General features: G+C 72.1%; 18 protein-coding genes and 1 pseudogene. 9 read left to right on the forward strand and 10 right to left on the reverse strand.

The features are described from left to right. Window positions 1-101 precede the first annotated feature (101 nt). Window positions 102-1,640 carry an AMP-binding protein gene (locus tag E1295_RS08930; RefSeq protein ID WP_132629474.1) on the reverse strand — a complete coding sequence of 513 codons (1,539 nt, stop codon included), beginning with the start codon at window positions 1,638-1,640 and terminating at the stop codon, window positions 102-104. Window positions 1,641-2,056: 416 nt separating this feature from the next. On the opposite strand from E1295_RS08930, the gene E1295_RS08935 reads away from it, so the two are divergent. Next, complete coding sequence (locus E1295_RS08935) at window positions 2,057-2,941, forward strand: alpha/beta hydrolase (protein WP_246079930.1); 885 nt, start codon at window positions 2,057-2,059, stop codon at window positions 2,939-2,941. A gap of 68 nt (window positions 2,942-3,009) precedes the next feature. Here the strand turns inward: E1295_RS08935 and E1295_RS08940 are convergent, their stop codons facing one another. The 8 genes from E1295_RS08940 to E1295_RS08975 form a co-directional block, all read right to left on the reverse strand. Continuing rightward, window positions 3,010-4,152, reverse strand: a complete 1,143-nt coding sequence (locus E1295_RS08940) for an NAD(P)/FAD-dependent oxidoreductase (protein ID WP_132629476.1) — start codon at window positions 4,150-4,152, stop codon at window positions 3,010-3,012. Window positions 4,153-4,163: 11 nt separating this feature from the next. Continuing rightward, window positions 4,164-4,970: an ABC transporter permease gene (locus E1295_RS08945; RefSeq protein WP_132629478.1), complete on the reverse strand. Its 807-nt coding sequence runs from the start codon at window positions 4,968-4,970 to the stop codon at window positions 4,164-4,166. Beyond that, window positions 4,967-5,818, reverse strand: coding sequence for an ABC transporter permease (locus tag E1295_RS08950; RefSeq protein WP_132629480.1), 852 nt, complete (start codon window positions 5,816-5,818; stop codon window positions 4,967-4,969). The genes E1295_RS08945 and E1295_RS08950 overlap by 4 nt, the downstream gene beginning before the upstream one ends. Next, window positions 5,815-6,939, reverse strand: a complete 1,125-nt coding sequence (locus E1295_RS08955) for an ABC transporter ATP-binding protein (protein ID WP_132629482.1) — start codon at window positions 6,937-6,939, stop codon at window positions 5,815-5,817. The genes E1295_RS08950 and E1295_RS08955 overlap by 4 nt, the downstream gene beginning before the upstream one ends. Then, complete coding sequence (locus tag E1295_RS08960; protein ID WP_132629484.1) at window positions 6,936-7,979, reverse strand: ABC transporter substrate-binding protein; 1,044 nt, start codon at window positions 7,977-7,979, stop codon at window positions 6,936-6,938. The genes E1295_RS08955 and E1295_RS08960 overlap by 4 nt, the downstream gene beginning before the upstream one ends. Beyond that, complete coding sequence (locus tag E1295_RS08965; protein WP_132629486.1) at window positions 7,976-9,028, reverse strand: ABC transporter substrate-binding protein; 1,053 nt, start codon at window positions 9,026-9,028, stop codon at window positions 7,976-7,978. The genes E1295_RS08960 and E1295_RS08965 overlap by 4 nt, the downstream gene beginning before the upstream one ends. Further along, complete coding sequence (gene solA / locus E1295_RS08970) at window positions 9,025-10,155, reverse strand: N-methyl-L-tryptophan oxidase (RefSeq protein WP_132629488.1); 1,131 nt, start codon at window positions 10,153-10,155, stop codon at window positions 9,025-9,027. Before solA ends, E1295_RS08965 begins: the two co-directional genes overlap by 4 nt. Window positions 10,156-10,235: 80 nt before the next feature. Next, on the reverse strand, window positions 10,236-10,970 hold the full coding sequence (locus E1295_RS08975; RefSeq protein WP_132629490.1) for a GntR family transcriptional regulator: 735 nt from the start codon (window positions 10,968-10,970) through the stop codon (window positions 10,236-10,238). Between the two features lie 126 nt (window positions 10,971-11,096). Here E1295_RS08975 and E1295_RS08980 point away from each other — a divergent pair, with 126 nt between their 5' ends. After that, window positions 11,097-12,140: an aminotransferase class V-fold PLP-dependent enzyme gene (locus E1295_RS08980; protein ID WP_132629492.1), complete on the forward strand. Its 1,044-nt coding sequence runs from the start codon at window positions 11,097-11,099 to the stop codon at window positions 12,138-12,140. Window positions 12,141-12,150: 10 nt separating this feature from the next. On the opposite strand, the pseudogene E1295_RS52375 reads toward E1295_RS08980, so the two are convergent. Next, window positions 12,151-13,529 (reverse strand): annotated as a pseudogene (locus tag E1295_RS52375) (serine hydrolase domain-containing protein). A gap of 79 nt (window positions 13,530-13,608) precedes the next feature. Here E1295_RS52375 and E1295_RS08995 point away from each other — a divergent pair. The 7 genes from E1295_RS08995 (at window position 13,609) to E1295_RS09025 (ending at window position 21,677) form a co-directional block, all read left to right on the forward strand. Next, a complete protein-coding gene (locus E1295_RS08995; RefSeq protein WP_132629498.1) occupies window positions 13,609-14,613 on the forward strand; it encodes a LacI family DNA-binding transcriptional regulator in 1,005 nt (334 codons plus the stop codon). A 186-nt stretch (window positions 14,614-14,799) separates the two neighbouring features. Beyond that, window positions 14,800-16,020 carry a CaiB/BaiF CoA transferase family protein gene (locus E1295_RS09000; protein WP_132629500.1) on the forward strand — a complete coding sequence of 407 codons (1,221 nt, stop codon included), beginning with the start codon at window positions 14,800-14,802 and terminating at the stop codon, window positions 16,018-16,020. Between the two features lies 1 nt (window position 16,021). Continuing rightward, on the forward strand, window positions 16,022-16,924 hold the full coding sequence (locus E1295_RS09005; RefSeq protein WP_132629502.1) for a hydroxymethylglutaryl-CoA lyase: 903 nt from the start codon (window positions 16,022-16,024) through the stop codon (window positions 16,922-16,924). 285 nt (window positions 16,925-17,209) lie between these two features. Continuing rightward, on the forward strand, window positions 17,210-18,559 hold the full coding sequence (locus tag E1295_RS09010) for an ABC transporter substrate-binding protein (protein ID WP_220448618.1): 1,350 nt from the start codon (window positions 17,210-17,212) through the stop codon (window positions 18,557-18,559). 284 nt (window positions 18,560-18,843) lie between these two features. Beyond that, complete coding sequence (locus E1295_RS09015) at window positions 18,844-19,797, forward strand: carbohydrate ABC transporter permease (protein WP_132629504.1); 954 nt, start codon at window positions 18,844-18,846, stop codon at window positions 19,795-19,797. Beyond that, window positions 19,787-20,584, forward strand: a complete 798-nt coding sequence (locus E1295_RS09020; RefSeq protein ID WP_132629506.1) for a carbohydrate ABC transporter permease — start codon at window positions 19,787-19,789, stop codon at window positions 20,582-20,584. Before E1295_RS09015 ends, E1295_RS09020 begins: the two co-directional genes overlap by 11 nt. A 13-nt stretch (window positions 20,585-20,597) precedes the next feature. Then, on the forward strand, window positions 20,598-21,677 hold the full coding sequence (locus tag E1295_RS09025; RefSeq protein WP_132629508.1) for a glycoside hydrolase family 172 protein: 1,080 nt from the start codon (window positions 20,598-20,600) through the stop codon (window positions 21,675-21,677). The last annotated feature ends 17 nt before the right edge of the window (window positions 21,678-21,694 follow it).

Consider the following 21,694-nt stretch of genomic DNA (forward strand, 5'->3'; position numbering starts at 1 on the left):
GCCGCCACCCCTGACCGGCCGTCGGCCCGTCGGGTCCGTCCGCCGGTCCGCCCATCCGTTACCGGGCCGGGGCGGGGCCGGCGGGCCGGGCGCCGGCCGGGTCAGGCGCCGGTGAGCCGGGCGCGGTCGACCTTGCCGGTCGGGTTGCGCGGCACCGACGGCACGAACACGATGTCGCGCGGCACCTTGAAACCCGCCAGCTCCGCCTTCACCGCGCTCTTGAGCTCGTCGGCCGACAGGGTGACGCCCTCCTCGGCGACCACGTACGCCGCCAGCCGCTGGCCGTACTCCTCGTCGGGCACGCCCAGCACGGCCACGTCGGCGACGCCCGGCCGGCAGGCCAGGAGGTTCTCGACCTCCTGCGGGAAGACGTTCTCACCGCCGGAGACGATCATGTCGTCGTCGCGGCCGTCGATGAACAGCAGCCCTCGCTCGTCCCGGTGCCCCAGGTCGCCGGTGCTCATCAGCTCGCCCGCCCGCGCGCCGAACGCCAGCCCGCCGCCGACCAGGACCCGCCCCACCTCGCCCGGCGGCAGTTCCTCCCCGTCCGGTCCCGCGATCCGCACGGTGGCGCCGCGCGGCGGGCGGCCGATCGTCTCGGGGGCCTCCCGCAGGTCCTCGGGCGTGGCGAGGGCCGCCCACCCGGCCTCGGTGGAGCCGTACAGGTTGTGCAGCACCTCACCGTAGGCGTCCATGAACGCGGTGGCGAGGTCGGGCCGGAGCGCGGCGCCGCCGGAGACCACCACGCGCAGGGCGGGCAGGTCATGGGGCTCGCGGGCCAGCAGCCGCGCCAGCATGGCGGGTACGGCGACCAGCGCGCCCGCCCGGTGCCTTTCCAGGGCGTCGAGCACGGCGTCGGGATCGAAGCGGCGCATCAGGACGACGGGGCATCCGAGCACGAGCGCGACCGCGTACCAGAGGATGCCGAGCCCGTGGAACAGCGGCGGCGCGATGAGCATCGGCTCGCCGCCGCGCACCGGCACGGTGGCGAGCATCGAGACGAACGGCTCGGCCAGTTCCGCCACCGACAGCCGCCGGGGCGCGCCCTTGGGCAGGCCGGTCGTGCCCGAGGTGAGCAGCACGAGCCGTCCCGGCCGCCTCGGCACCGGAGCGGGCGGGGCGCCGGAACGCATGAGCTCGCCGAGGTCGCCGGCGCGCTGCCCGGCGAAGTCCACCGGCGGCAGGCCGGGCGCGGCGATGAGCACGCCGACCCGTTCGCGGCGCAGCACGTCGCGCAGGGCCGGTCCGGCCAGCCCGGTGTTGAGCAGCAGCAGGTCCGCGCCCAGCCGGGACACGGCCGCGACCGCCTCGGCGAATCCCCGGTGGTTGGGCCACATGACCGCCACCGTGGTGCCCGGCCCCACGCCGAGCCGGTGGTGCAGGGCGCTTGCCAGCGCGGCGGCGCGTTCGTCCAGCTCGGCGAACGTGAGCGCGCCGTCCTCGTCCAGGATCGCCTGCCGGTCCGGCCAGCGCGCCGCCGCCATCGCCAGCCCGGCGGCCGGGGTCACGTGGAAATGCCGGTACGCCTCCACCACCCGGGCCAGCGCGGCAGGGTGGGCCGGGCGCAGCAGCCCGTTGCGGGTGAGGGCGACCGCGGCCTCCGCGCCGAACTCGCCCAGCTCGATCAGCCTCTCGATCATCGATGTACCCCCAGGCCTTTCTCACCGGAGGAAGTACGCGTACCCGCTCAGCCAGTACGGGAACCCCGCGGTGCCGGGATCAGCCGCAGCCGGTCCCGGCGCCGCGGCGTGGCCACGCACCCGGCGCTTGACACCGCACGGACGGCACCGTTGTAATGCTCGACGTGTCGTGTGACGCCGCCAGGTGGACGGCGGCGGGTGGGCGGCACCTGACACCCGGGGGTTGATCTTCATGCGCACGGACCTCACCTGATCCTTCCGCGCTCCGCGTGACGTCTCCGTGCCCCTGACGGCGCCCAGCGCCCGGCACGGACCAGCATGAGCCTCCCCCGGCTCATCCCCGCGTGCCCGCGGCACCGATGCCGCCGCCACGCCATGCTCACCCACGCTCGTCCACCTGATCGAAGGGATCCTTCGTGCAGCTCGCACACGTCTCCATCACGCCCGAAGCCAGGGCCGCCGTACGCGCCCGGCTGGGAACGCTGTTCACCGACCCGCCCACGCTCGACGCCGACGCCGACGTGACCCCCGTCCTGCCGCGGACCGGCGACGTCCCCGGCATGTGGGTCACCGCGCCCGGAGTGACGCTCGATGCGGGCGTCACGATCTACGTGCACGGCGGGGGCTTCTCCCACAGCAACCCGGCCATGGAGCAGATCATGGCCCATCGCCTCTCCCGGGCGACGGGCCGCCCCGCCTTCGCCGTCGACTACCGGCTCGCGCCGGCCCACCCCTACCCCGCGGCCGTCGATGACGTGGTGGCCGTCCACCGGAGCCTGCTCGCCCAGGACGTGCCCGCCGGGCGGATCCTGCTCGCCGGCGAGTCGGCCGGCGGGACGTTGCTGCTGTCGGCGCTCCTGGTTCTCGCCGACGCCGGCGACCCCCTGCCCGCGGGCGCCGTGGCGGTCTCCCCCATCACCGACTTCACGGATTCGAGCCCGTCCATCCGCACCAACAAGGGCCTCGACCTCATCGACCCGGACATCATGGGCCCCATCGGCGAGCAGTATCTCGCGGGGGCCAGTCCCGACCAGGCGCCGCAGTCACCGCTCTACGGCGACCTGCGCGGGCTGCCGCCCCTCCTGATCGTCGCGGGCGGCGACGAGGTGCTCCTCGACGACTCCCGGCACTTCGCCGAGGCCGCCTCCGCCGCCGGCGTCGACACGGCGTTCGACGTCTATGACGGCATGCCGCACGCGTTCCACGCGGTGGTGTTGTCCCCGTACGACGCTCACCTGCCGACCGCGACGACGTTCCTGCGGCGGGTGGCGGACTGGACGGCCCGTCTTCCGGTCGCGTGACCTCCGCGTCCCGGCCCGAACCGGACCCGAACCGGACCTGAACCGGCCGGAACCCGGCCGGGCCCCGGTCACTGCTGGCCGGGGCGGCGGGCCGGAGCCGGGGCGGGACGTACGGCGCCGCCGGCGAAGCGGCCGGGACGGAACGGCGCCAGCAGCGCGGACTCCTCCCCGAACAGCTCGCCCGCCACCTCATCCATCAGCAGCGGCGCCAGCGTCACCCCGCTGTGCGTGGCCACGGTGTACACGCGCCGGCCGGCGTCGGCGAAGCCGGCCACGGTGAGCCCGTCGCCCGGCATCGCCCGCTGGCCGACGACCGCCCGCTCGACCGTGGCGCCCTCGGTGGCGCGCAGCACCTTCGGCAGCAGGCCGAGGATCTCGTCCACGACCTCGCCCGGCACCGGGAGCGCCGGGTCGGCCAGCCCGTCCAGGTGCAGCGCCTGCAGCAGCAGCCGGCCGCCGCCGTCGGGGCGCAGGTTGAGCGCGCCGGTGGTGAGCACCCGGGACAGCCGGGCGGGCACCGGCGACGTGGTGACCAGGAACCCGTTGGTGACGGTCCCGGACACGGCCGGGTCGAGCATGGGCACGTCCACCCCGGCCAGCGCGGCCACCTGCTGCGTCCAGCGGCCGGCGCACGTCACCACCACGTCGCCCGCGAACGTGCGCCCGTCGGCCAGCGTCACCTTGGCGCCCGCGCCGGACGTCTCCACGGCGGTGACCTCGGCCCCGCACTCGACCACCGCGCCCCGGTCGCGGGCCTCGCCGAGCAGCCGGCCGAGCAGCCGCAGCGGCAGCACGTACGCCTCGCCGGGGTAGAACACGTACTCGGCGTCGCCGGGCGGCGGCACCAGGTCGGGCTCCAGCGCCCGAGCCCGCCGGGCGGTCACCCGCTCGACGGGGTAGCCCAGGGCCAGCAGCCGCTGTACGCGCTCCTCCAGCAGGCCCTTGTGCTCGTCGGTGACCGCGCATTCGAGGTTGCCCGTGGGGACGTGCCAGTCGCCGGGCAGCTCGTGGTGCGCCCAGACGGCGGCGTGGTTGAGGTCGAAGTACTCCTTCGGGGTCTTGTTGTTGGCGTTGACCCAGGCGACCGAGGTGGACGTCGTACCGGAGCCCGGGGCCCGGGCCTCCAGCACGGTGACCTGCGCGCCGCGCCGGGTGAGACCGGCCGCGATCGCGGATCCGACCACCCCCGCACCGATGACGACGACTCGCACAGTGGCTCCTCTCACTTGTGGTCGGTGTCGGCGCCGAACAGCCTGGCCACGCCGACGAAACGTTCGATGACGACGACCGCGACCACGGCGAACAGCACCATCAGCGTGCCGATGGCGGTGACGGTCGGGTCGTAGTCGTACTGCATGTAGTTGAAGATGCGCACGGGCAGGGTCTGCAGGTCGGTGGTGACCACGAACAGAGCGACGGTGAGATCGTCAAAAGAAGTAATGAACGCGAAGAACGCGCCCCCGACCAGCGCGCCGCGCACGGCGGGCAGCGTCACGTGCCAGAACACCAGGAACGGCGGCGCGCCCAGCCCGGCGGCGGCCTTCTCCGCCGACCGGTCCAGCCCGGCGAGCCCGGCGAGGACGAGCCGCACCGCGTACGGCACGGTCAGCACGAGGTGGGCCAGGAGCAGCGTGAGCGGGCTCGACGCCAGCCCCATCTGCGCGAACCACTGCAGCAGCCCGATGCCGAGCACGATCGTCGGCACCGCGAACGCGCTGGACAACACCGCCTCCAGCGCGCCGCGGCCGGGGAAGCGGTAGCGGTGGATGGCCAGCCCGCCGGCCAGCCCCACCACCGCGGAGATCGCCGCCGCGGCCAGCGCCACCCCGGCGCTGAGCACGAACGACGACAGGAACTCCGGCTTGCCGAACACCTCCGCGTACCAGCGCAGCGTGATGCCCTGCGGCGGGAACGTCACGTAGGAGGTGGTGGTGAGCGAGGAGGCCACGGTGACGGCGACGGGCGCGATGAGGAACAGCCCGACGAGGACGGCGAAGGCCGTGCCGAGCGCGCGGGTGAGCCGGGTCATCCGAACACCACCTCCCCGCGTCCCCTGCGTAGCAGCCGCGAGTAGCCGAGCAGCAGCCCGGTCGTCACGACGACCAGGACGAACCCGATCGCGGCCGCGTACGGCCAGTCGAGCGTGGTCGTGGCCTGCGTGTAGACGAAGTACGGCATGAGCTTCACCTTCGGGCCGCCGAGGATCGCGGGGGTGACGAAGCTGGACGCGGTCAGGCTGAACACGATCATGGCCCCGGCCAGCATGCCGGGAGCGGACAGCGGCAGCGTGATCCGCCAGAAACAGGTCCAGCCGGACGCGCCCAGCCCCTTGGCGGCGGGCACGAGCGTCGGGTCGATCCGGTCGAGGCTGCCCATCAGCGGCAGCACCATGTACGCCAGCATCACGTGGACCATGCCGATGAGCACGGCCGTGTCGTTGTAGAGCAGCTGGGGCGGGGTGATCCCGAACCACGTCAGCACGCCCGCGACCGGCCCGTTGGGCCCCAGCACCACGAGCCAGCCGTACGCGCGGATGACCATGCTGATCAGCAGCGGCGACAGCAGCAGCAGCGCCAGCCAGTTGCGCACCCGGGATGAGCGGCCGCGCATGTAGAGGGCGAACGGGTAGCCGATGAGCAGGCAGCCCACCGTGGTGAGGGCGGCGACCTTGAGGGTGTTCCACAACACCTCCCGGTAGAAGGGGTCGCCGAGGAAACGTGCGTAGTTGCCGATGGTGAACGCGCCCGTCTGCGTCCTGAAGCTGTTGGCCACCAGCGTGAACAGCGGCGCCACGAACAGCAGCGCGAAGATGACGATGGCGGGCAGCGCGAGCAGCAGGCCCGTACGCCGTCGCGGGCGGCCTGCGGGTCTGCTCACCTGGTCGCCAGTGAGGCGTCCGACGGCCGCCATGCGCAGGTCACCTCCTCCCCTTCCGCGGGCACCCGCGCGTCGAACGGCAGGGCCGCCGTCACGTCGCCCGCCCCGGTGGCGACGACGCAGCGGATGCGCGAGCCGAGGAAGCGGGTCTCCCGCACGGTGCCGGGGAGCCCGTCGCCGCCGGTCCGGACGCGTACGACCTCGGGCCGCACGTAGACGCGCACGCCGGCGCCGGGAGCGGGCGGGTGGCCCACCGGGGTGGCGCCGACCCGCGCCCCCGCGATCTCGCAGGCGTCGCCGCCCGTCGCGGTGCCGTCTAGGGCGTTGACCTCGCCGATGAACTGCGCCACGAAATCCGTGGCCGGCCGCAGGTAGATCTCCCGCGGCCGGTCGAGCTGGTGGATGACGCCGTCGGCCATGACCGCGATCCGGTCGGACACCGCCAGCGCCTCCTCCTGGTCGTGGGTGACGAGGATGGTGGTGGTGCCGACGCGCCGCTGCAGCGCGACGACCTCCTCGCGCAGGCGCACCCGCAGCTGCGCGTCGAGGTTGGAGAACGGCTCGTCGAGCAGGAGCAGGTCGGGCTGGATGACCAGGGCCCTGGCCAGCGCGGCGCGCTGCTGCTGGCCGCCGGACAGCTGGCGCGGGTGCCGGCCGGCCATGCCCTCGAGGCCGACCATCTCCAGCACCTCCTCGACCTGCCTCCTGCGCCCGGCCGCCGGCACCTTCCGCATGCGCAGGCCGAACGCCACGTTGTCGGCGATCGTCATGTGCGGGAAAAGGGCGTACGACTGGAAGACCATGCCCATCGAGCGGCGGTGCGGCGGAGTGCCGGTGACGTCGGTGCCGTCCACCTCGATCACGCCGCCGTCGGCGCTGAGATGCCCGGCCACCATGTTGAGCGTGGTCGTCTTGCCGCAGCCGGACGGCCCGAGCAGGGTGAGGAACTCGCCCGGCTCGGTCTCCAGGTCCACCGCGGAGACGACCTCCTTGCCGCCCAGCACCTTGCGCACGCCGTCCAGGCGCAGCCGCCCGCGCCGGGCGGACGAGTCCGCGGGCGTCCCGGTGGTGCTCGTGCTCATCGAGCGTTCACCGTCCTTCCGGGTGGTGGGGGTCTTCACGACCGCTCAACCTCCTTCGTCCACCGGTCCGTCCACGCGGACCGCGCGTCGTTGACGGCGGTCCAGTCCAGCGGCTTCATCTCGGCCGCCTGCTCGGGGCCGACGACCCGTTCCGCCACCGCCGGGTCGAGCTCGGCGTCGGTGACCGTCGGCCCGTCGTAGCCCTCGGCGGCCAGCTTGCGCTGGATGCCCGGCTGCAGGAGGGCGTTGACGAACTGCTGCGCCAGGTCGGGGTGCGGCGCCTTGTTCACCACGTTCGCGGTGGCCAGCAGCGGGATGGCGCCGCCCTCCGGGTGCACGAACGCGATCGGGAAGTCCTTGTCCGCCAGCGTCTCGACCCGCGACCCGCCCCAGACGGAGGCGACGGCCTGCCCCTGGAGGAAGTAGTTGGACACGTCGGCGGTGGTGTCGAACGTGAACGCGTTGGCCGCCACCTTCTTCACGCCCTCGAAGCCGGGGCCGATGTCCTGCTCGGAGCCTCCGCCGGCACGGGCGGCCAGCATGAGCGCGCCCACGCCGTACGTGTTGCTGATCGACGGCAGCACGACCTTGCCCTTGAGCCTGGGGTCGGCCAGGTCGGCCAGGCGCTTCGGGGCGGGCACGCCGTGCTCGGCGTACCAGTCGCGGTTGTAGGCGAGCCCGGTGGCGGTCAGCGCGAAGCCGACCCCGACGTCCCCGTCGAGCCTGGCCACCTTCTCCACCTTCTCCAGGCGGGTGACCTTGGCCGGGTCGAGCGCGGCCAGCAGCCCGGCCTCGGCCGCCTGGGCCTGCGGCCCGTCGTCGATGAGGGCCACGTCGATCTGCGGCGCGTCCTGCTGCGCCTTGAGCTTGGCCACGGTGTCGGTGGAGCTGCCGGCGATGTAGGTCACCTCGCAGCCGCAGGACTTCTCGAAGCCGGGCAGCACGGCCTGCTCGAAGGCCTCCTGGTACGAGCCTCCGTAGCCGGCCACCACGAGCCTGCCGGGCGAGGCGGCGGGGGTGGGCGGAGCGCAGGCCGCGAGCCCGGCGAGGGCCAGCGCCGCGGCGAGCAGCCTGGTCATGAGGATTCGATCTCCTTGTTCCAGCGGTCGGTCCACGCGGAGCGGCTCTTGTTGATCGTGGCCCAGTCGAGCTTGCGCAGGTCGGCGGCGCGCTCCTGGCCGACGACCTGCTCGGCGAGCGCGGGGTCGAGGGTGACGCCCTCGACGACCGGGCCGTTGAAGTTGGAGGCGGCCATGGCCTGCTGCGCCGACGGTTCCAGCAGCGTGTTGACGAACTTCTGCGCCAGGTCGGCGTGCGGGGCCTTGTTCACCACGTTGACGGTGGCGATCAGCGGCAGCGCGCCCTCCTCCGGGTAGACGAACTTGATCGGGAACCCCTTCTTGGCCAGCGTCTGCACCCGCGAGTTGCCCCACACGGTCGCGACGGCCTGCCCCTGGAGGAAGTAGTTGGACACGTCGGCGGTGGTGTCGAACGTGACGGCGTTGGCCGCCACCTTCTTCACGCCCGTGAAACCGGGGCCGATGTCCTGCTCCGAGCCGCCGCCGACCTTGGCCGCCATGAGCAGCGCGCCCAGGCCGTACGTCTGGGTGATGGACGGCATGACGAGCTTGCCCTTGAGCTTGGGGTCGGCGAGGTCGGCCAGGCGCTCGGGGGGCCGCAGGCCGTGCTCGGCGTAGTAGTCGGTGTTGTAGGCCAGGCCGGTGGCGTTCAGGGAGAAGCCGACGCCGACGTCGCCGGGCAGGCGGGCGAGGTCGATCACCTTGGGCAGGTTCGTGACGGTCTTCGGGTCGAGTTCGGCGAGCAGGCCCGCCTCGACCGCCTGGTTCTGCACGCCGTCGTCGATCAGGGCGACGTCGATCTGCGGCGCCGCCTTCTGTGCCTTGAGCTTGGCCACGGTGTCGGTGGAGCTGCCCGCGATGTAGGTGACCTTGCACGAGCAGCTCTTCTCGAAGCCGGGGATGACCGACTGTTTGAACGCCTCCTCGTACGAGCCGCCGTACCCGGCGATGACCAGCGTGTCGGGTGCGGCGGACGGCGTGGGCGGGCCGCAGGCGGTGAGGGCGAGGGCTCCGGCGAGGAGCACGGCGGTCAGCGATCTGGGTGTCATGGCGACCTCCGCAGGGTGCGGTTCGGGGCTAGGTGGCCGATGTCGCGCGCGGTCGCGCCGGTCTCGACCAGGTCGGCGACGATGTCACCGAGGACGGGGGCGAGCTTGAACCCGTGCCCGCTGAACGCCGCGGCCAGCACGGTGCGGCCGTGTCTGCCGAGCAGTCCGTGCCCGTCGGGGGTGAAGGCGTCGCAGTACGTCGCCACCCGCACCGGGTCGGGGCCGAGCCCCGGCAGCGTCCCGGCGACGGCGCGTGCCACCTGCCGGACGTAGGCGGCGGGCACGCTGCGGGTCAGCGCGGCGGGCGAGGCGATCTCCTGCCAGGGCACGTGCAGGTTGATCTTGACGCCCGCGCCGTCGACCGCGGGGAAGCACGAGTAGGCGGGCTCGCCGACGCGGATGGCGACCGGGCACCGGCCGGGGTCGAACAGGCTCTCGTTCCGGCGCGGGAACCACGTCGAGGTGATGGCCCTGGTGGTCAGGGCGCGGGCGAGCGGCTCGGGCAGCAGGCCGCTCGCCGCCGCCCACGGGCCGGGCGCCAGCACCGCGTGGGTGAAACGGTGCTCGCCGTCCTCGGCCAGGACGGTGACGCCGCCGGCGTCCTCGCGCAGTTCGCGCACGGGCGTGTAGCGGGCCACGCGCGCGCCCGCCCGCTCGGCGGCGGCGGCCGCGGCCCCGACGGCGGGTTCGGGACGCAGGTAGCCGGCGTCGTGGTCGACGACCATGACCTCGCCGTCGCGCAGCGGGTGCTCGGGGACCCGCCGCCGCGCCTGCTCGCCCGCCAGGACCTCGACGGGCAGGTCGTGGGCGCGGGCGGCGTCCAGCACCGCGCGCACCTTGGGGTGCTCGCGGGGCCCCGCCGTGACCCCGCCGACCGGGGTGAGCAGGCGGCGTCCCGCGGATCGCTCCAGCTCGGCCCACAGGCCGCGGGCCTCGCGCAGCAGCGGGACGTAGCGGGGCCCCTCCTTGTAGGCCGTACGGAAGATGCGGGACTCGCCTCCGGCGGCCCCTCGGTCGTGGCCGGGGGCGTAGGCGTCGAAGCCGACGGCGTGGATGCCGCGCTCGGCCAGCCGCCACAGGGCCATCGAGCCGACGGTGCCGGTGCCGACGACGGCGACTGAGGTCATGGCTCCACTCCTTACGGGGGATGGGGGTTTTCCGGCGTGGCGAAGACCAGGCCCGGCGCCGGGCCTGTCAGGGGGATGATTCAGCTGTGGTCGGTGGAGCCGCTCAGGTCCGTCTCCACGTAGAAACGCTCCGAGCGGGGCGGGACGATCATTTCCACGAGCTCCGCGATCTCGCCCTGCCTGGTCCAGGTCTCACGCATCCAGCGGAACGCCGGCGTGCCCGCGGGCAGGCCGAAGGCCTGTGCCTCGGCGCCGCCGAGGACGTACGGTTCGACGTACATCCTGGCCCGCACCAGCTCGGTCCCTCGGTCGCGCAGGTAGGCGTGCGTGGTGAGGGGCTCGAGCGGCTGGTCGAGCAGGTCGGGCGCCAGCCGGAACGGCAACACGTGCAGCTCGGTGTTGATCACCTGGCCGGTCGTGTCCATCTTGTGGCGCTCCATCTGGACGACCGCCTCCTCGTCGGGGACGCCGGGCAGCCGCAACCGCGCCGCCTGCGCGGGCATCACCCGCGCCGAGACGACCTTGTGGTCGCCGTGCGTCTCCGGCCCCTGGATCAGCAGGCCGGTGAAGCGGAGCAGGTTGTGCCGGCCGACGGCCTGGGCGACGAAGCTGCCGCGCCTGCGGAAGCGCACGATGAGCCCCGCGTCGGCGAGGTCGCGGAGGGCCCGCTGCACGGTGATGCGCGAGACCTCGAACTCCTGGCAGAGCTCGGCCTCGGTCGGGATCCGGGTGCCCGGACCCCAGTGGCCGCCGCGGATGCGTGCCTCCAGCGCCCTGCGGATCTGCACATGGAGCAGGAGGTCACGTTCCGACATGCCAAAATACTCGTTGTAGCGTTTAGTTATGTCAATAGAAGATTTGATATAACTTATCCGCGTATCTCGTGGTGAGACGGTCAGTGATTCGTCTGACGGACGGATCGGGCGTCCTACGCTGATCTCATGGACGCCGAACTCATCGCCACGGCCGGCGAACTCTGGGACGCCGATCCCGGCTGGCTCAACACCGCCTCCTACGGCCTGCCGCCGCGACGCGCCGCCGACGAACTCCAGGCGGTCCTGACCGACTGGCGGCACGGCAGCAGCGACTGGGCGCCCTGGGACACCTCCGTCACCCGGTCGCGCACCGCCTTCGCCCGCCTCATCGGCGCCCCCGTGGCCGACGTGTCGATCAGCTCCACCGTCTCCCAGATCATGTCCACGATCGCCACGGCACTGCCGCCGGACGCGCGCGTCGTCGTACCCGAGGTCGAGTTCACCAGCAACCTGTTCCCCTGGGCGGTGGCCGCCCAGGTGGAGACCGTCCCCGCCGACCGGCTGGCCGACGCCGTCGACAATTCCACCAGCGCCGTCGCCTTCAGCCTCGTGCAATCCGCCACCGGCCAGGTCGCGCCGCTCGCCGACATCGTGGCCGCCGCCCGGGACTGCGACGCGCTCGTCATCGCCGACGGGTCGCAGGCCTGCGGCTGGCTGCCGGTGGACGTCACCGGCGTGGACGCGCTGGCCTGCGCGGCGTACAAGTGGCTGATGGCGCCGCGCGGCGCCGCCTTCGGCTACCTGTCACCCCGTCTGCGCGAGCGCATGCGGCCCCTCGCCGCGGGCTGGTACGCCGGCGCGGACGAGGGCGGCTCCTACTACGGCCCGCCGCTGCGCCTCGCGCCCGACGCCCGCGCCTTCGACCTGTCGCCCGCCTGGTTCTCGTACGTCGGGGCGGCCCCCGCCATCGAACTGCTGAACGAGCTCGGCGTCCAGCGCGTGCACGACCACGACGTGGCGCTCGCCAACCGCTTCAGAGCCGGCCTGGGCCTGGCGCCCTCCGACACGGCCATCGTCTCCGTGGACGCCCCGGGCGAGCGGCTACGGGCGGCCGGGGTCCGCGCGGCCGTACGGGCCGGGAAGGTGCGGGCGAGCTTCCACGTCTACAACACCCCCGGTGACGTCGACCGCGCACTCGACGTGCTGACCCAGAGGACCCTGAGCGGATAGGCGGCCCTCGTCATCGCCCTGGGCAGAGCACCGCTTCCGCGGCCTTACCGACCATCGGCCGCACCCCGTCGTTCCGGACGTTGAGCGTGACCGACATGGCGAGCTGCAGGCGGCCATCAGCCGACACGTAGGTGGGCGCGTGGAAGCCGGGCGCGCCTCCGACGATCTCACGCAGCTCGAACAACCCGCCGCAGAGGCGCTCGCCGTCCGGCGGACCGGGGCGCTCGCGCCCGTCGATCACCTCCTGAAGCCGGGGCGGCAGCAACGTGCCCTGCGTGTAGGCGCGGTGGAAGTCGCTGACCTCCTCCGCGGTGGAGACCACGCCACCCGCCGCCCACAGATGGCTGGCGTTGATCCGGTCCACGTCGTGGAGCCGGCCCTGCTCGTCGGGGAGGTAGCCGTGGTTGTGCGGGCCCCTGATCCCCTCGGGAGGTTTGGTGGGCAGGTAGGTACGGCGCATCTCCAGCGGGGTGAACAGCCGGCGGTCGAGCTCGTCGGCCAGGGTGTGGCCGGTCAGCCTCTCGGTGATCATGCCGAGGAGGATGTAGTTGGTGTTGAGTAGGAGGACTTCTCACCGGGCTCCTGCTGCCTGGGCACGCCGCGGGCCAGCCTCACCAGGTCGGCGGGCCGGACGTAGGTCGTGAAGTCGAGGGGGTCGATCTTGCCCGACTCGAAGTAGTTGGGCACGCCGGAGGTGTGGTCGATCAGCTGCCGGACGGTGATCTGGTCGGCCAGCTCGACCAGGTCCTGCTCCGCCGTCTCCGGCAGCACGCCGGCGAGGGTGTCGTCCACGCGCAGTCTGCCCTCGCCGACCAGTTGCATGACCACCGTGGCGACCATCAGCTTGGTCTGTGACCCGATGCGGTAGCGGGCGCCGCTGGGGACCGTCCCGCCCTCGCCGTCCAGCAGGCGTGAGCCCGCGGAGCCCCTGCCCGCCCGCTTGCCGTCGACGTACAGCTCTCCGAGAACGCCCACCACCTCGTCGGCCGCCGCCAGGGTGTTCAGGGCCCGCTGCACGTCCCCGAACCTGGGCCGGCCGTCGGCCGTGGCGGCGGCGGGCGGCACGGCGGCGCCCAGCGCCAGCGCGGCGCACGCCAGGCCGGCTATTCGAGCAACGATCGCACGTTTCATACCGAAGTCCTCTCCGATCGAGCGGTCCCGGGAAGCCCGGCGGCCGCACGCAGATGATGAGGGCCGTTGTAGCGCGAGCGCTGTTTCGGCACCGTTTCCCGCCGTAGCGCGAGGACCCGCACCGGCCGCAGCGCGCACGTCCGCAGGATCGGCGCCCGGTCGGGGATCGGACGGCATGAGGTCGCCGGCCATCGCGCGTCCGGGATCGCGCGGCACTGCGCCCCGCCCGAGGGCATACTTCAAGGAAAGTCGAAGCATGACAAGATGATCAAGGATTCCCCTGTTGGACGCCGAAGGCCCGGGAACAGGGCCCCGGCGCTGGTAGAAACTTGGTGCGATGCCCACTATCTACGATGTCGCCCGCGAGGCCGGCGTGTCCGCGGCCACCGTCTCCCGCGTGCTCAACGGTGCGAGAACGGTCGATCCCGCCATGGTCGCCCGGGTGCTCACCGCGGTCCGCGAACTCGGCTACCGCCCCAACGCGGTGGCCCGCAACCTGCGGCGCAGCCGCACCACGCTCTGGGCCGTGATCATCTCCGACATCGGCAACCCGTTCTTCACCGCCACCGTCCGGGGCATCGAGGACGTCGCCCAGCAGGCCGGCTACTCGGTCGTGTTGTGCAACAGCGACGAAGACCCGGCCAAGGAGGAGACCTACGTCGCGGCGGCGCTGAGCGAGCAGATGGCCGGTGTGATCATCTCGTCGTCGGGGAGCGCCAAGGCGGCCAAGAGCCTGCTCGACTCCCCCATCCCGGTCGTCGCCATCGACCGCCAGCTCCCGCGCGGCGAGGCCGACACCGTCGTGGTCGACAACGAGGCCGGCGCGGGCACGGCCACCCGGCACCTGCTCGACGCCGGCTACCGGCGCGTCGCCTGCATCACGGGTCCTGAGGGCGTGAGCACCGCCGACCTGCGCCTGCGCGGCTACACCTCGGCCCTGTCGGCGTGCCAGCCGCCGGGAGAGCCGCTGATCGTCAGGACCGACTTCCGCGAGCAGGGCGGCTATGACGCCATGGGGTCGCTGCTGTCCTCCGCCGAGCGCCCCGACGCGGTGTTCGTGGCCAACAACCTCATGACGGTGGGCGCGCTGCGGTGCCTGGCCGACCACGACGTACGGGTGCCCGCCGAGATGGGGGTGGTCGGGTTCGACGAGATTCCGTGGGCCGACCTCGTCCGCCCGTCGCTCACCACGGTGGCCCAGCCGACGTACGAGCTCGGCCGGATGGCCGCCCGCCTCCTCGTCGACCGCATCGCCACCCCCGCGGGCCGGCCCGCCAGGGTCGTCCTGCCCGCCGAGCTGCGTCCCCGCCAGAGCAGCGCCTTCCAGCACAACGCCCGCTGACCACCTCGCACCGGCACCCCGCGGTGATGCGGCCCCGCACCCCTAGACCCACCTAAACGCCCGGCCACGGCGACCTTATGGGGCGCGCTCCCCTTGTTTGTCCATATATGGGTCTCTATCGTCGCAAATAGGCTCTCATTCTCGCTAATTGAGCAGTATTACTCATTATTTGAGAAAGGCACTGTTGTGGACGAAGGAGACCAACCGCCGCTCGCCGGGATCCGCGTTCTCGAACTGGGCAGCTTCATCGCCGCGCCGTTCGCCACCCGGATCTTCGCGGACTTCGGCGCCGAGGTCGTGAAGATCGAGCGGCCCGGCACCGGGGACGAACTGCGCGGCTGGCGGCGCGGCAGGGGCCGGACGTCGATGATGTTCCGGACCATCGCCCGCAACAAACGTTCCGTCACCGTGGACCTGAGCACCGGCGAGGGCCGCGACATCGCGCTCGGCCTCGTGCGCCACTGCGACGTGGTCGTGGAGAACTTCCGCCCCGGCACGCTGGAGCGCCTCAGGCTCGGCTCCGACGAACTGACCGCCGCCAACGCCGACGTCGTGCTGGTCCGCATCTCCGGGTACGGGCAGACGGGGCCGTACCGGGACCGGGCCGGCTTCGGCGGAGTGGCCGAGGCGTTCGGCGGCCTGCGGCACGTCACCGGACACCCCGACCGCGAGCCCGTCCGGCCCGCCGCGCCGGTCGGCGACGCCCTGGCCGGCCTGTACGGCGCGATCGGCGCGCTCATGTTGCTGCTGGCCAAGGCACGGGGCCGCCCGCACGAGGGGTCGCGGGTCGTGGACGTGGCACTGTACGAGTCGGTGTTCATGGCCATGGAGTCGCTGGTCCCCGACTACGACGCCTACGGAGTCGTCCGCCGCCGCACGGCCGGCAACCTGCCCGGCGTGGTGCCCAGCGGCATCTATCCCACCAGCGGCGGCGGATCCGTGATCATCGCGGGGAACTCCAGCGGCGTGTTCGGGCGGCTCATGACCGCCGTCGGCCGCCCCGATCTCGGCGCGGACCCCACGCTCGCCGACGGCTCCGCCCGCGACGCCCGCGAGCCCGAGCTCAACGGGGCCATCTCGGCCTGGACCGCCCGCCACACCGCAGCCGAAGCGGTCGACCTGCTCAGCCGTGCCGGGGTTCCCGCCGGGCCCATCTATGACGCCGCCGACATCGCCGACGACGAGCACTACCAGGCCCGCGACATGTTGCGCCCGATCAAGGTGGCCGTCGACGGCGAGGCCGAGGAGATCCGCTTCCCCGGCGTGGTGCCGCGCGTGCCGGGGGCGCCGGGCGACGTACGCTGGCCAGGCCCCGACCTGGGCGCGCACACCGACCAGGTCCTGGGCGACCTGCTCGGCTACACGACCGACCGGCTCGGCGAACTGCGGGCCAGGAAGGTGATCTGACATGCCCTCCCCCGGGCTGCACCAGGAGGGGGACGTGCCGCCTCCCGGCGACGTGACGATCACGGACGTCGTGCTCAGAGACGGGCTGCAGGACGAACCCGTCGTGGTCGCCGTACCGGACCGCGTCGCCGTCGCCGCCGCGCTGGCCACCGCCGGGCTGCGCGCGATCGAGGCCGCCTCCTTCGTCAACCGGGCCAGGGTCCCGCAGATGGCGGGCGCGGAGGAGTTGTTCGCCGCGCTCCCCCGCGGCGGCCGCGTACGTTACAGCGCGCTCGCGCTCAACGCCCGGGGCGTCGCCCGCGCGGTGGCGGTGGACGTCGACGAGATCGTCCTGGTCGTGTCGGCGGGACAGGGGCACAGCCGGGCCAACGCGGGACGCGCGGCCGAGGATGTGCTCGCCGGCTTCCGCGACGCGGTGGCCGGCCACCCGGAGGCCGTGTTCACCGGGGCCGTCTCCACCGCGTTCACCTGCCCGTTCGACGGCGAGATCCCTCCGCACCGGCTGCTCGACGTGGCCCGCGGCCTGGCCGGGATGGGCGTGGCCCGCATGGTCCTGGCCGACACGCTCGGCACGACCGACCCCGAGCGGATCGCCCGTACGCTGGCCACGGTCCAGGAGGCCCTGCCGGACGTCGAGTTCGGGCTGCACCTGCACGACGCCAGGGGCCAGGCGCTCGACACGGTCGACGCGGCGCTGGAACTGGGCGTGACCCGCTTCGACGCCGCCGCCGGCGGTTACGGTGGTTGCCCGTTCGCCCCGGGCGCGCACGGCAACCTCGCCACCGAGCGCCTGGTGGCGCACCTGCACGCCCGCGGGGTGCGTACCGGCATCGACGAGGACGCCCTCGCGGACGCGGTGCGCCTGGTCAGGCAGTGCCTGGCCCGCGGCACGCCCCTGAGCTGAACGGACGACCACCGACGCGGCAGAACCGGCCCGGTCCAGCTCACCCGGCGTCCGGAGGTCCCGGCGAAGGCGCCGGCCGCGCGGGAAACGGGCGGGAAATCGCCCGGGAGGCCGCGGAGCGGACGAACGGCCGTACGGGAGGCGTCCGCGCAGGTCACGCGGAGATATCGATTCCTTTATTCGGCAGGCGGTGACGCAGGGTCCTTGACGCTGGGCAGGCCGACTTCTACATTCTCGGAGAAATCGATTGCTCGTCCTGAGCACTCAACTCCTGGAGGATGCGATATGTCGGCCTTCGCGAGGGTGACCCGCCGATCGCTGCTGCGCGGCGGGGCCGTCATGTTAGGTTCGGCCATGGCGGCGCCGCTGCTGTCGGCATGCGGGGGCGGCGGCCAGGGCGGCAACCCGAAGGAGTTGACGTTCTGGAACTTCTACGGCCCCAACCCGCAGGCCGACGGGCAGAGCAAGTGGTTCACCGACCTCGTCGCGCAGTGGAACGCCAACAACGACGTCAAGGTCAAGCTGCACTACGTCCCCGTGTCGGAATACCTGGCGGGCAGGGCGTTGCAGACCGCGTTCTCCGCCGGGCAGGGGCCGGACATCTTCCTGCTCAGCCCGGGTGACTTCCTGCGCTACTACAACGGCGGCGTGCTGACCGACCTCACGCCGCACCTCAAATCCGACCAGATCGCCGACTTCGCGGACGGCGTGCTCGACACCCGCAAGGTCGACGGCAAGATCTACGGCCTGCCGATGGAGCGCGAGCCGCTGGCGGTCTTCTACAGCGTCGACGCCTTCGAGCAGGCGAAGTTGTCGGAGGGTGACCTGCCGGCGACCTGGGACCAGCTGCTCGACGTCGCCGGCAAGCTGACCTCGAAGGATCGGTTCGGCCTGCTGTTCGAGACGATCCCCGGCTACTACCAGAACTTCACCTGGTATCCGTTCATGTGGATGGCGGGCGGCTCGGCGGTGCCGGAGAACGGCGGGCCCGGCTTCGACTCGCCCGCCGTGCACAGCGCGCTGAAGCTCTGGCAGGACGGCATCAATGCCAAGGTCTGCCCGCGCAAACCGCAGGGCGATGGCGGCACCGACACCCCGGCCAACCTCGGCGCCGGGTTCGCCGCCATGCAGCAGACCGGCATCTGGGGCGTGTCGCAGCTGGCGCAGAACAACAAGGACTTCCGGTACGGCGTCTTCCCGCTGCCCGTTCCCGAGGGCGGCACCTACACGACCTCGGTCGGCGGCTGGGCGTTCGTGGCCAACGCCAAGGGGGCCAACCCCGAGGCCGCGGCCACGTTCATCGCCTGGGCCCTGGGAGCGAACGACGCCGAGGGCGTCGAGCGGGGCCGCCGGTGGAACACGGTCGTCAAGGCGAACCTGCCGGCCCGTGCGTCCGTGCAGGAGGCCGCCAGGTCGGCCGGCGCCTTCGATGACCCCGCGCTCAAGGTCTTCCTGGAGAAGGTCGTCCCCGATTCCCGGGGTGAGCCCCGCTACACCCCGGAGGTCTACAAGGCCGTGTCGGACGCCATCCAGGCCACCCAGCTCGGCGGCATGGATCCGGCGAAGGCGGCGGCCGACGCCGCGGCGAAGATCGACACCTTCCTGAAGGGCTACAAGGGTGCGGCGATGTTGTGACCGGCGTCCGGGGCGCGCGAACGTGCCCGCCCGGACGCCCGGCGATCAACCTGAGAGAGGCGATAGAGCGTGACTCCTCCGCTCCCTGAAGGGAACGGCTTCTCGCCCCGCTTGCGCGGGAGACGACGGCCAAGCCCTGACCGATGCCCGCAAGCACAAGCTCGATCCTATCCTGAGGAGGCGACAATGTCTGAGGTTCTGCCACTGCACGCTCGTGCCTTGGCGACCCTCCCGCTCCCGATTCCCCCACCGTCTGAAGGCGACGGTCCCCTCAGGAGGCTCTGATGGCGACCGTGGCCGACCCGGGCACGGCGGTGCGCCGGCCGTCCGGCGCACCGCCGCCCCCGGTGTGGACCAGGCGCAGGCGCGAGGCGCTGGCCGGCTACGCCTTCGTGGCGCCCGACCTGCTCGGCCTGATGATGTTCGTCGGGCTGCCCATGGTCCTGGCGATCGGCGTCTCGCTGTTCAGCGCGGACGGGTTCGGCGGCTACACCTACGTCGGCCTGGACAACTTCCGGCAGATGGCCGGGGACACCCAGCTCTGGCAGAGCGTCAGGGTCACGGTGACGTACACGGCGGCGTTCGTGCCGATCTGCTTCGTGGTCAGCCTCGGCCTCGCGCTGCTGGTGCGCGACCACTTCCCCGGCGTCGGGCTGGTGCGGACGTTGTTCTTCGTGCCGCACGTCATCAGCCTCGTCGTCGTCGGCATCGCCTGGCAGTTCCTGCTGGTGGACAAGCAGGGCGCGGTGCCCGCGCTGCTGCGGCCCGTGGGGCTGGGCGACACGTCGTTCCTCGGCGATCCGTCGCTGGCGCTGGGGTCGCTGGTGGCGATCAGCATCTGGTTCCTGATGGGCTACAACATGCTGATCCTGCTCGGCGGGCTGAAGGACATCCCGAAGGAGTACGAGGAGGCGGCCGCCATCGACGGCGCCGGCGCGTGGCAGACCTTCCGCCACGTGATCTGGCCGCTGCTCCGGCCCACCAGCTTCTTCGTGCTGGTCAACTCGGTCGTCGGGTCCGTGACCGGGCTGCAGGCCTTCGACCTGGTCTATGTGCTGACCCAGGGCGGCCCCGCGGGCAGCACGTCCAGCGTGGTCTTCTACATCTACCAGCAGGCCTTCACCTTCAACAATCACGGCTACGCGTCGGCTCTGACCACGGTGGTCGTCGGGTTCCTCGTCGCGGCCACGGGCACCATGTTCGGGCTCACGAAGGGAGGCCGGTTCGATGCCGGTTAGGCTGCGCGCGATCGTCGGATACGTGCTGGCCATGGTCACCGTGGCCCCGCTCGTCTGGCTGCTGGTGGCGGTGCTGAGACCGGCCGACGAGCTGTTCGAGGTGACGCTGCCGAGCCGGCTGACCCTGGACAACCTGCTCTACGTGCTGACCGAGGTGCCGATCGGCCGCTACATGCTCAACAGCGCCATCGTCTCCGTGGCGGTGACGGTGATCGCGCTCGTGCTGCACTCGATGGCGGCGTACGCGCTGGCCCGGCTGCGCTTCCCCGGGCGGCAGGTGATCTTCTCGATGATCGTGTCCACGCTGCTGGTGTCGCTGCCGGTGATCCTCGTGCCGTTGTTCCTGGTGGCCAGGGAGCTGGGGCTGCTGGACACGTACGCGGGGCTCATCCTGCCGGCGATCTTCCACGCCTTCGGGATCTTCCTGCTCCGGCAGTACTACCTGACGATCCCGCGTGAGCTGGAAGAGGCCGCGGACCTCGACGGGTGCGGATATCTGCGGCGCTGGTGGCAGGTGGTGGTGCCGCTCAGCCGCCCGGTGCTCTCCTCGCTCGCCGTGCTGTTCTTCCTGGCCAACTGGAACGCCTTCCTCTGGCCGCTGACCGCCACCCGCGACCCCGAGCTGCGCGTGGTGCAGGTCGGGATCTCCACCCTCCAGGGCCAGTACGGTTCGGCCTGGAACTATGTCCTGGCCGCGACGGTGATCGCGGCCGTGCCCACCTTGGTCGCCTTCGTGCTCGGCCAGCGCCGGCTCGTCGAGGCGATCAAGACCTCCGGATTGAAGTAAGGATGGAACCAGCATGACCTATGGCGACTTCGGCAGCAGCCTGCGCGACCTGCCCCGGCTGCGGGCCTCCAGGCGCAGGCGCGTCTCCAGCTATGACCGCACCGGCGGCAACGACGACCGGCTGAAGGTGGAGGCGGGCACCACCGTCACCCTGGCCGACGTCGAGGGCCCCGGCTCGATCAACCACATCTGGTGCACCGTCGCGCTGCCCAAGCAGGACGGGCCGGACGCGGCGGACCTCGACTACCTGCGCCGTCTGGTGTTGAAGATCACTTGGGAGGACCAGGAGCACCCCAGCGTGCTGGTGCCGCTGGGCGACTTCTTCGGCATGGGCCACGCCAGGACGGCGAACTTCGTCTCGGCGCCGCTCCAGATGAGCCCGCAGGACGGCAAGGGGTTCAACTCGTGGTTCCACATGCCGTTCGCGAGCCGGGCGAAGGTGGAGCTGGTCAGCGAGCTGTCGTCCCAGCCGGTCTTCTTCTACTACTACATCGACTACGAGGTGTTCGACTCCGCCGCCGACGACCTCGGCTACTTCCACGCGCAGTGGCGCTGCGAGCGGCCGACGGACGGGATCGAGCAGGGCGCGCAGAGCAACCGCGAGTTCCAGGTGGAGGGCGTCAACGACACCGGTGACGGCAACTACGTCATCCTGGACGCCGAGGGGCGCGGCCACTACGTGGGCTGCGTGCTCAACGTCCGCAACCTGCGCGAGACCAGCGACTGGAACTGGTACGGCGAGGGCGACGACATGATCTTCATCGACGGGGAGCCGTTCCCGCCGTCGTTGCACGGCACCGGGACCGAGGACTACTTCAACACCGCCTGGTGCCCGACGCAGACCTACCACGCCCCGTACCACGGCATCACCATGCCCGGCGGCGACAACTGGAGCGGCGAGATCTCGCTCTACCGCTTCCACGTGGAGGACCCGATCACGTTCACCGAGTCGATCAAGGTGACGATCGAGCACGGCCATGCCAACAAGCGCTCGGACGACTACACGTCGGTGGCCTACTGGTACCAGACGCTGCCGCACAAGCCGTTCGGGATCGCGCCCGTCGAGCAGCGGGTTCCGTTCCCACCCCAGTAGTAATCGATTTCCAAGGC

Origin of the sequence: Nonomuraea mesophila, assembly GCF_004352805.1 — a bacterium.
GTDB lineage: Bacteria > Actinomycetota > Actinomycetes > Streptosporangiales > Streptosporangiaceae > Nonomuraea > Nonomuraea longispora.

Coding starts and splice junctions, on each gene's coding strand:
- E1295_RS09020 (WP_132629506.1), top strand. CDS start 19,787: ATGCCGGTTAGGCTGCGCGCGATCGTCGGATACGTGCTGGCCATGGTC.
- solA (WP_132629488.1), bottom strand. CDS start 10,155: ATGACCTCAGTCGCCGTCGTCGGCACCGGCACCGTCGGCTCGATGGCC.
- E1295_RS09010 (WP_220448618.1), top strand. CDS start 17,210: ATGTCGGCCTTCGCGAGGGTGACCCGCCGATCGCTGCTGCGCGGCGGG.
- E1295_RS08960 (WP_132629484.1), bottom strand. CDS start 7,979: ATGACCAGGCTGCTCGCCGCGGCGCTGGCCCTCGCCGGGCTCGCGGCC.
- E1295_RS08965 (WP_132629486.1), bottom strand. CDS start 9,028: ATGACACCCAGATCGCTGACCGCCGTGCTCCTCGCCGGAGCCCTCGCC.
- E1295_RS08995 (WP_132629498.1), top strand. CDS start 13,609: ATGCCCACTATCTACGATGTCGCCCGCGAGGCCGGCGTGTCCGCGGCC.
- E1295_RS09015 (WP_132629504.1), top strand. CDS start 18,844: ATGGCGACCGTGGCCGACCCGGGCACGGCGGTGCGCCGGCCGTCCGGC.
- E1295_RS08945 (WP_132629478.1), bottom strand. CDS start 4,970: ATGACCCGGCTCACCCGCGCGCTCGGCACGGCCTTCGCCGTCCTCGTC.
- E1295_RS09025 (WP_132629508.1), top strand. CDS start 20,598: ATGACCTATGGCGACTTCGGCAGCAGCCTGCGCGACCTGCCCCGGCTG.
- E1295_RS08980 (WP_132629492.1), top strand. CDS start 11,097: ATGGACGCCGAACTCATCGCCACGGCCGGCGAACTCTGGGACGCCGAT.
- E1295_RS08930 (WP_132629474.1), bottom strand. CDS start 1,640: ATGATCGAGAGGCTGATCGAGCTGGGCGAGTTCGGCGCGGAGGCCGCG.
- E1295_RS09005 (WP_132629502.1), top strand. CDS start 16,022: ATGCCCTCCCCCGGGCTGCACCAGGAGGGGGACGTGCCGCCTCCCGGC.
- E1295_RS08975 (WP_132629490.1), bottom strand. CDS start 10,970: ATGTCGGAACGTGACCTCCTGCTCCATGTGCAGATCCGCAGGGCGCTG.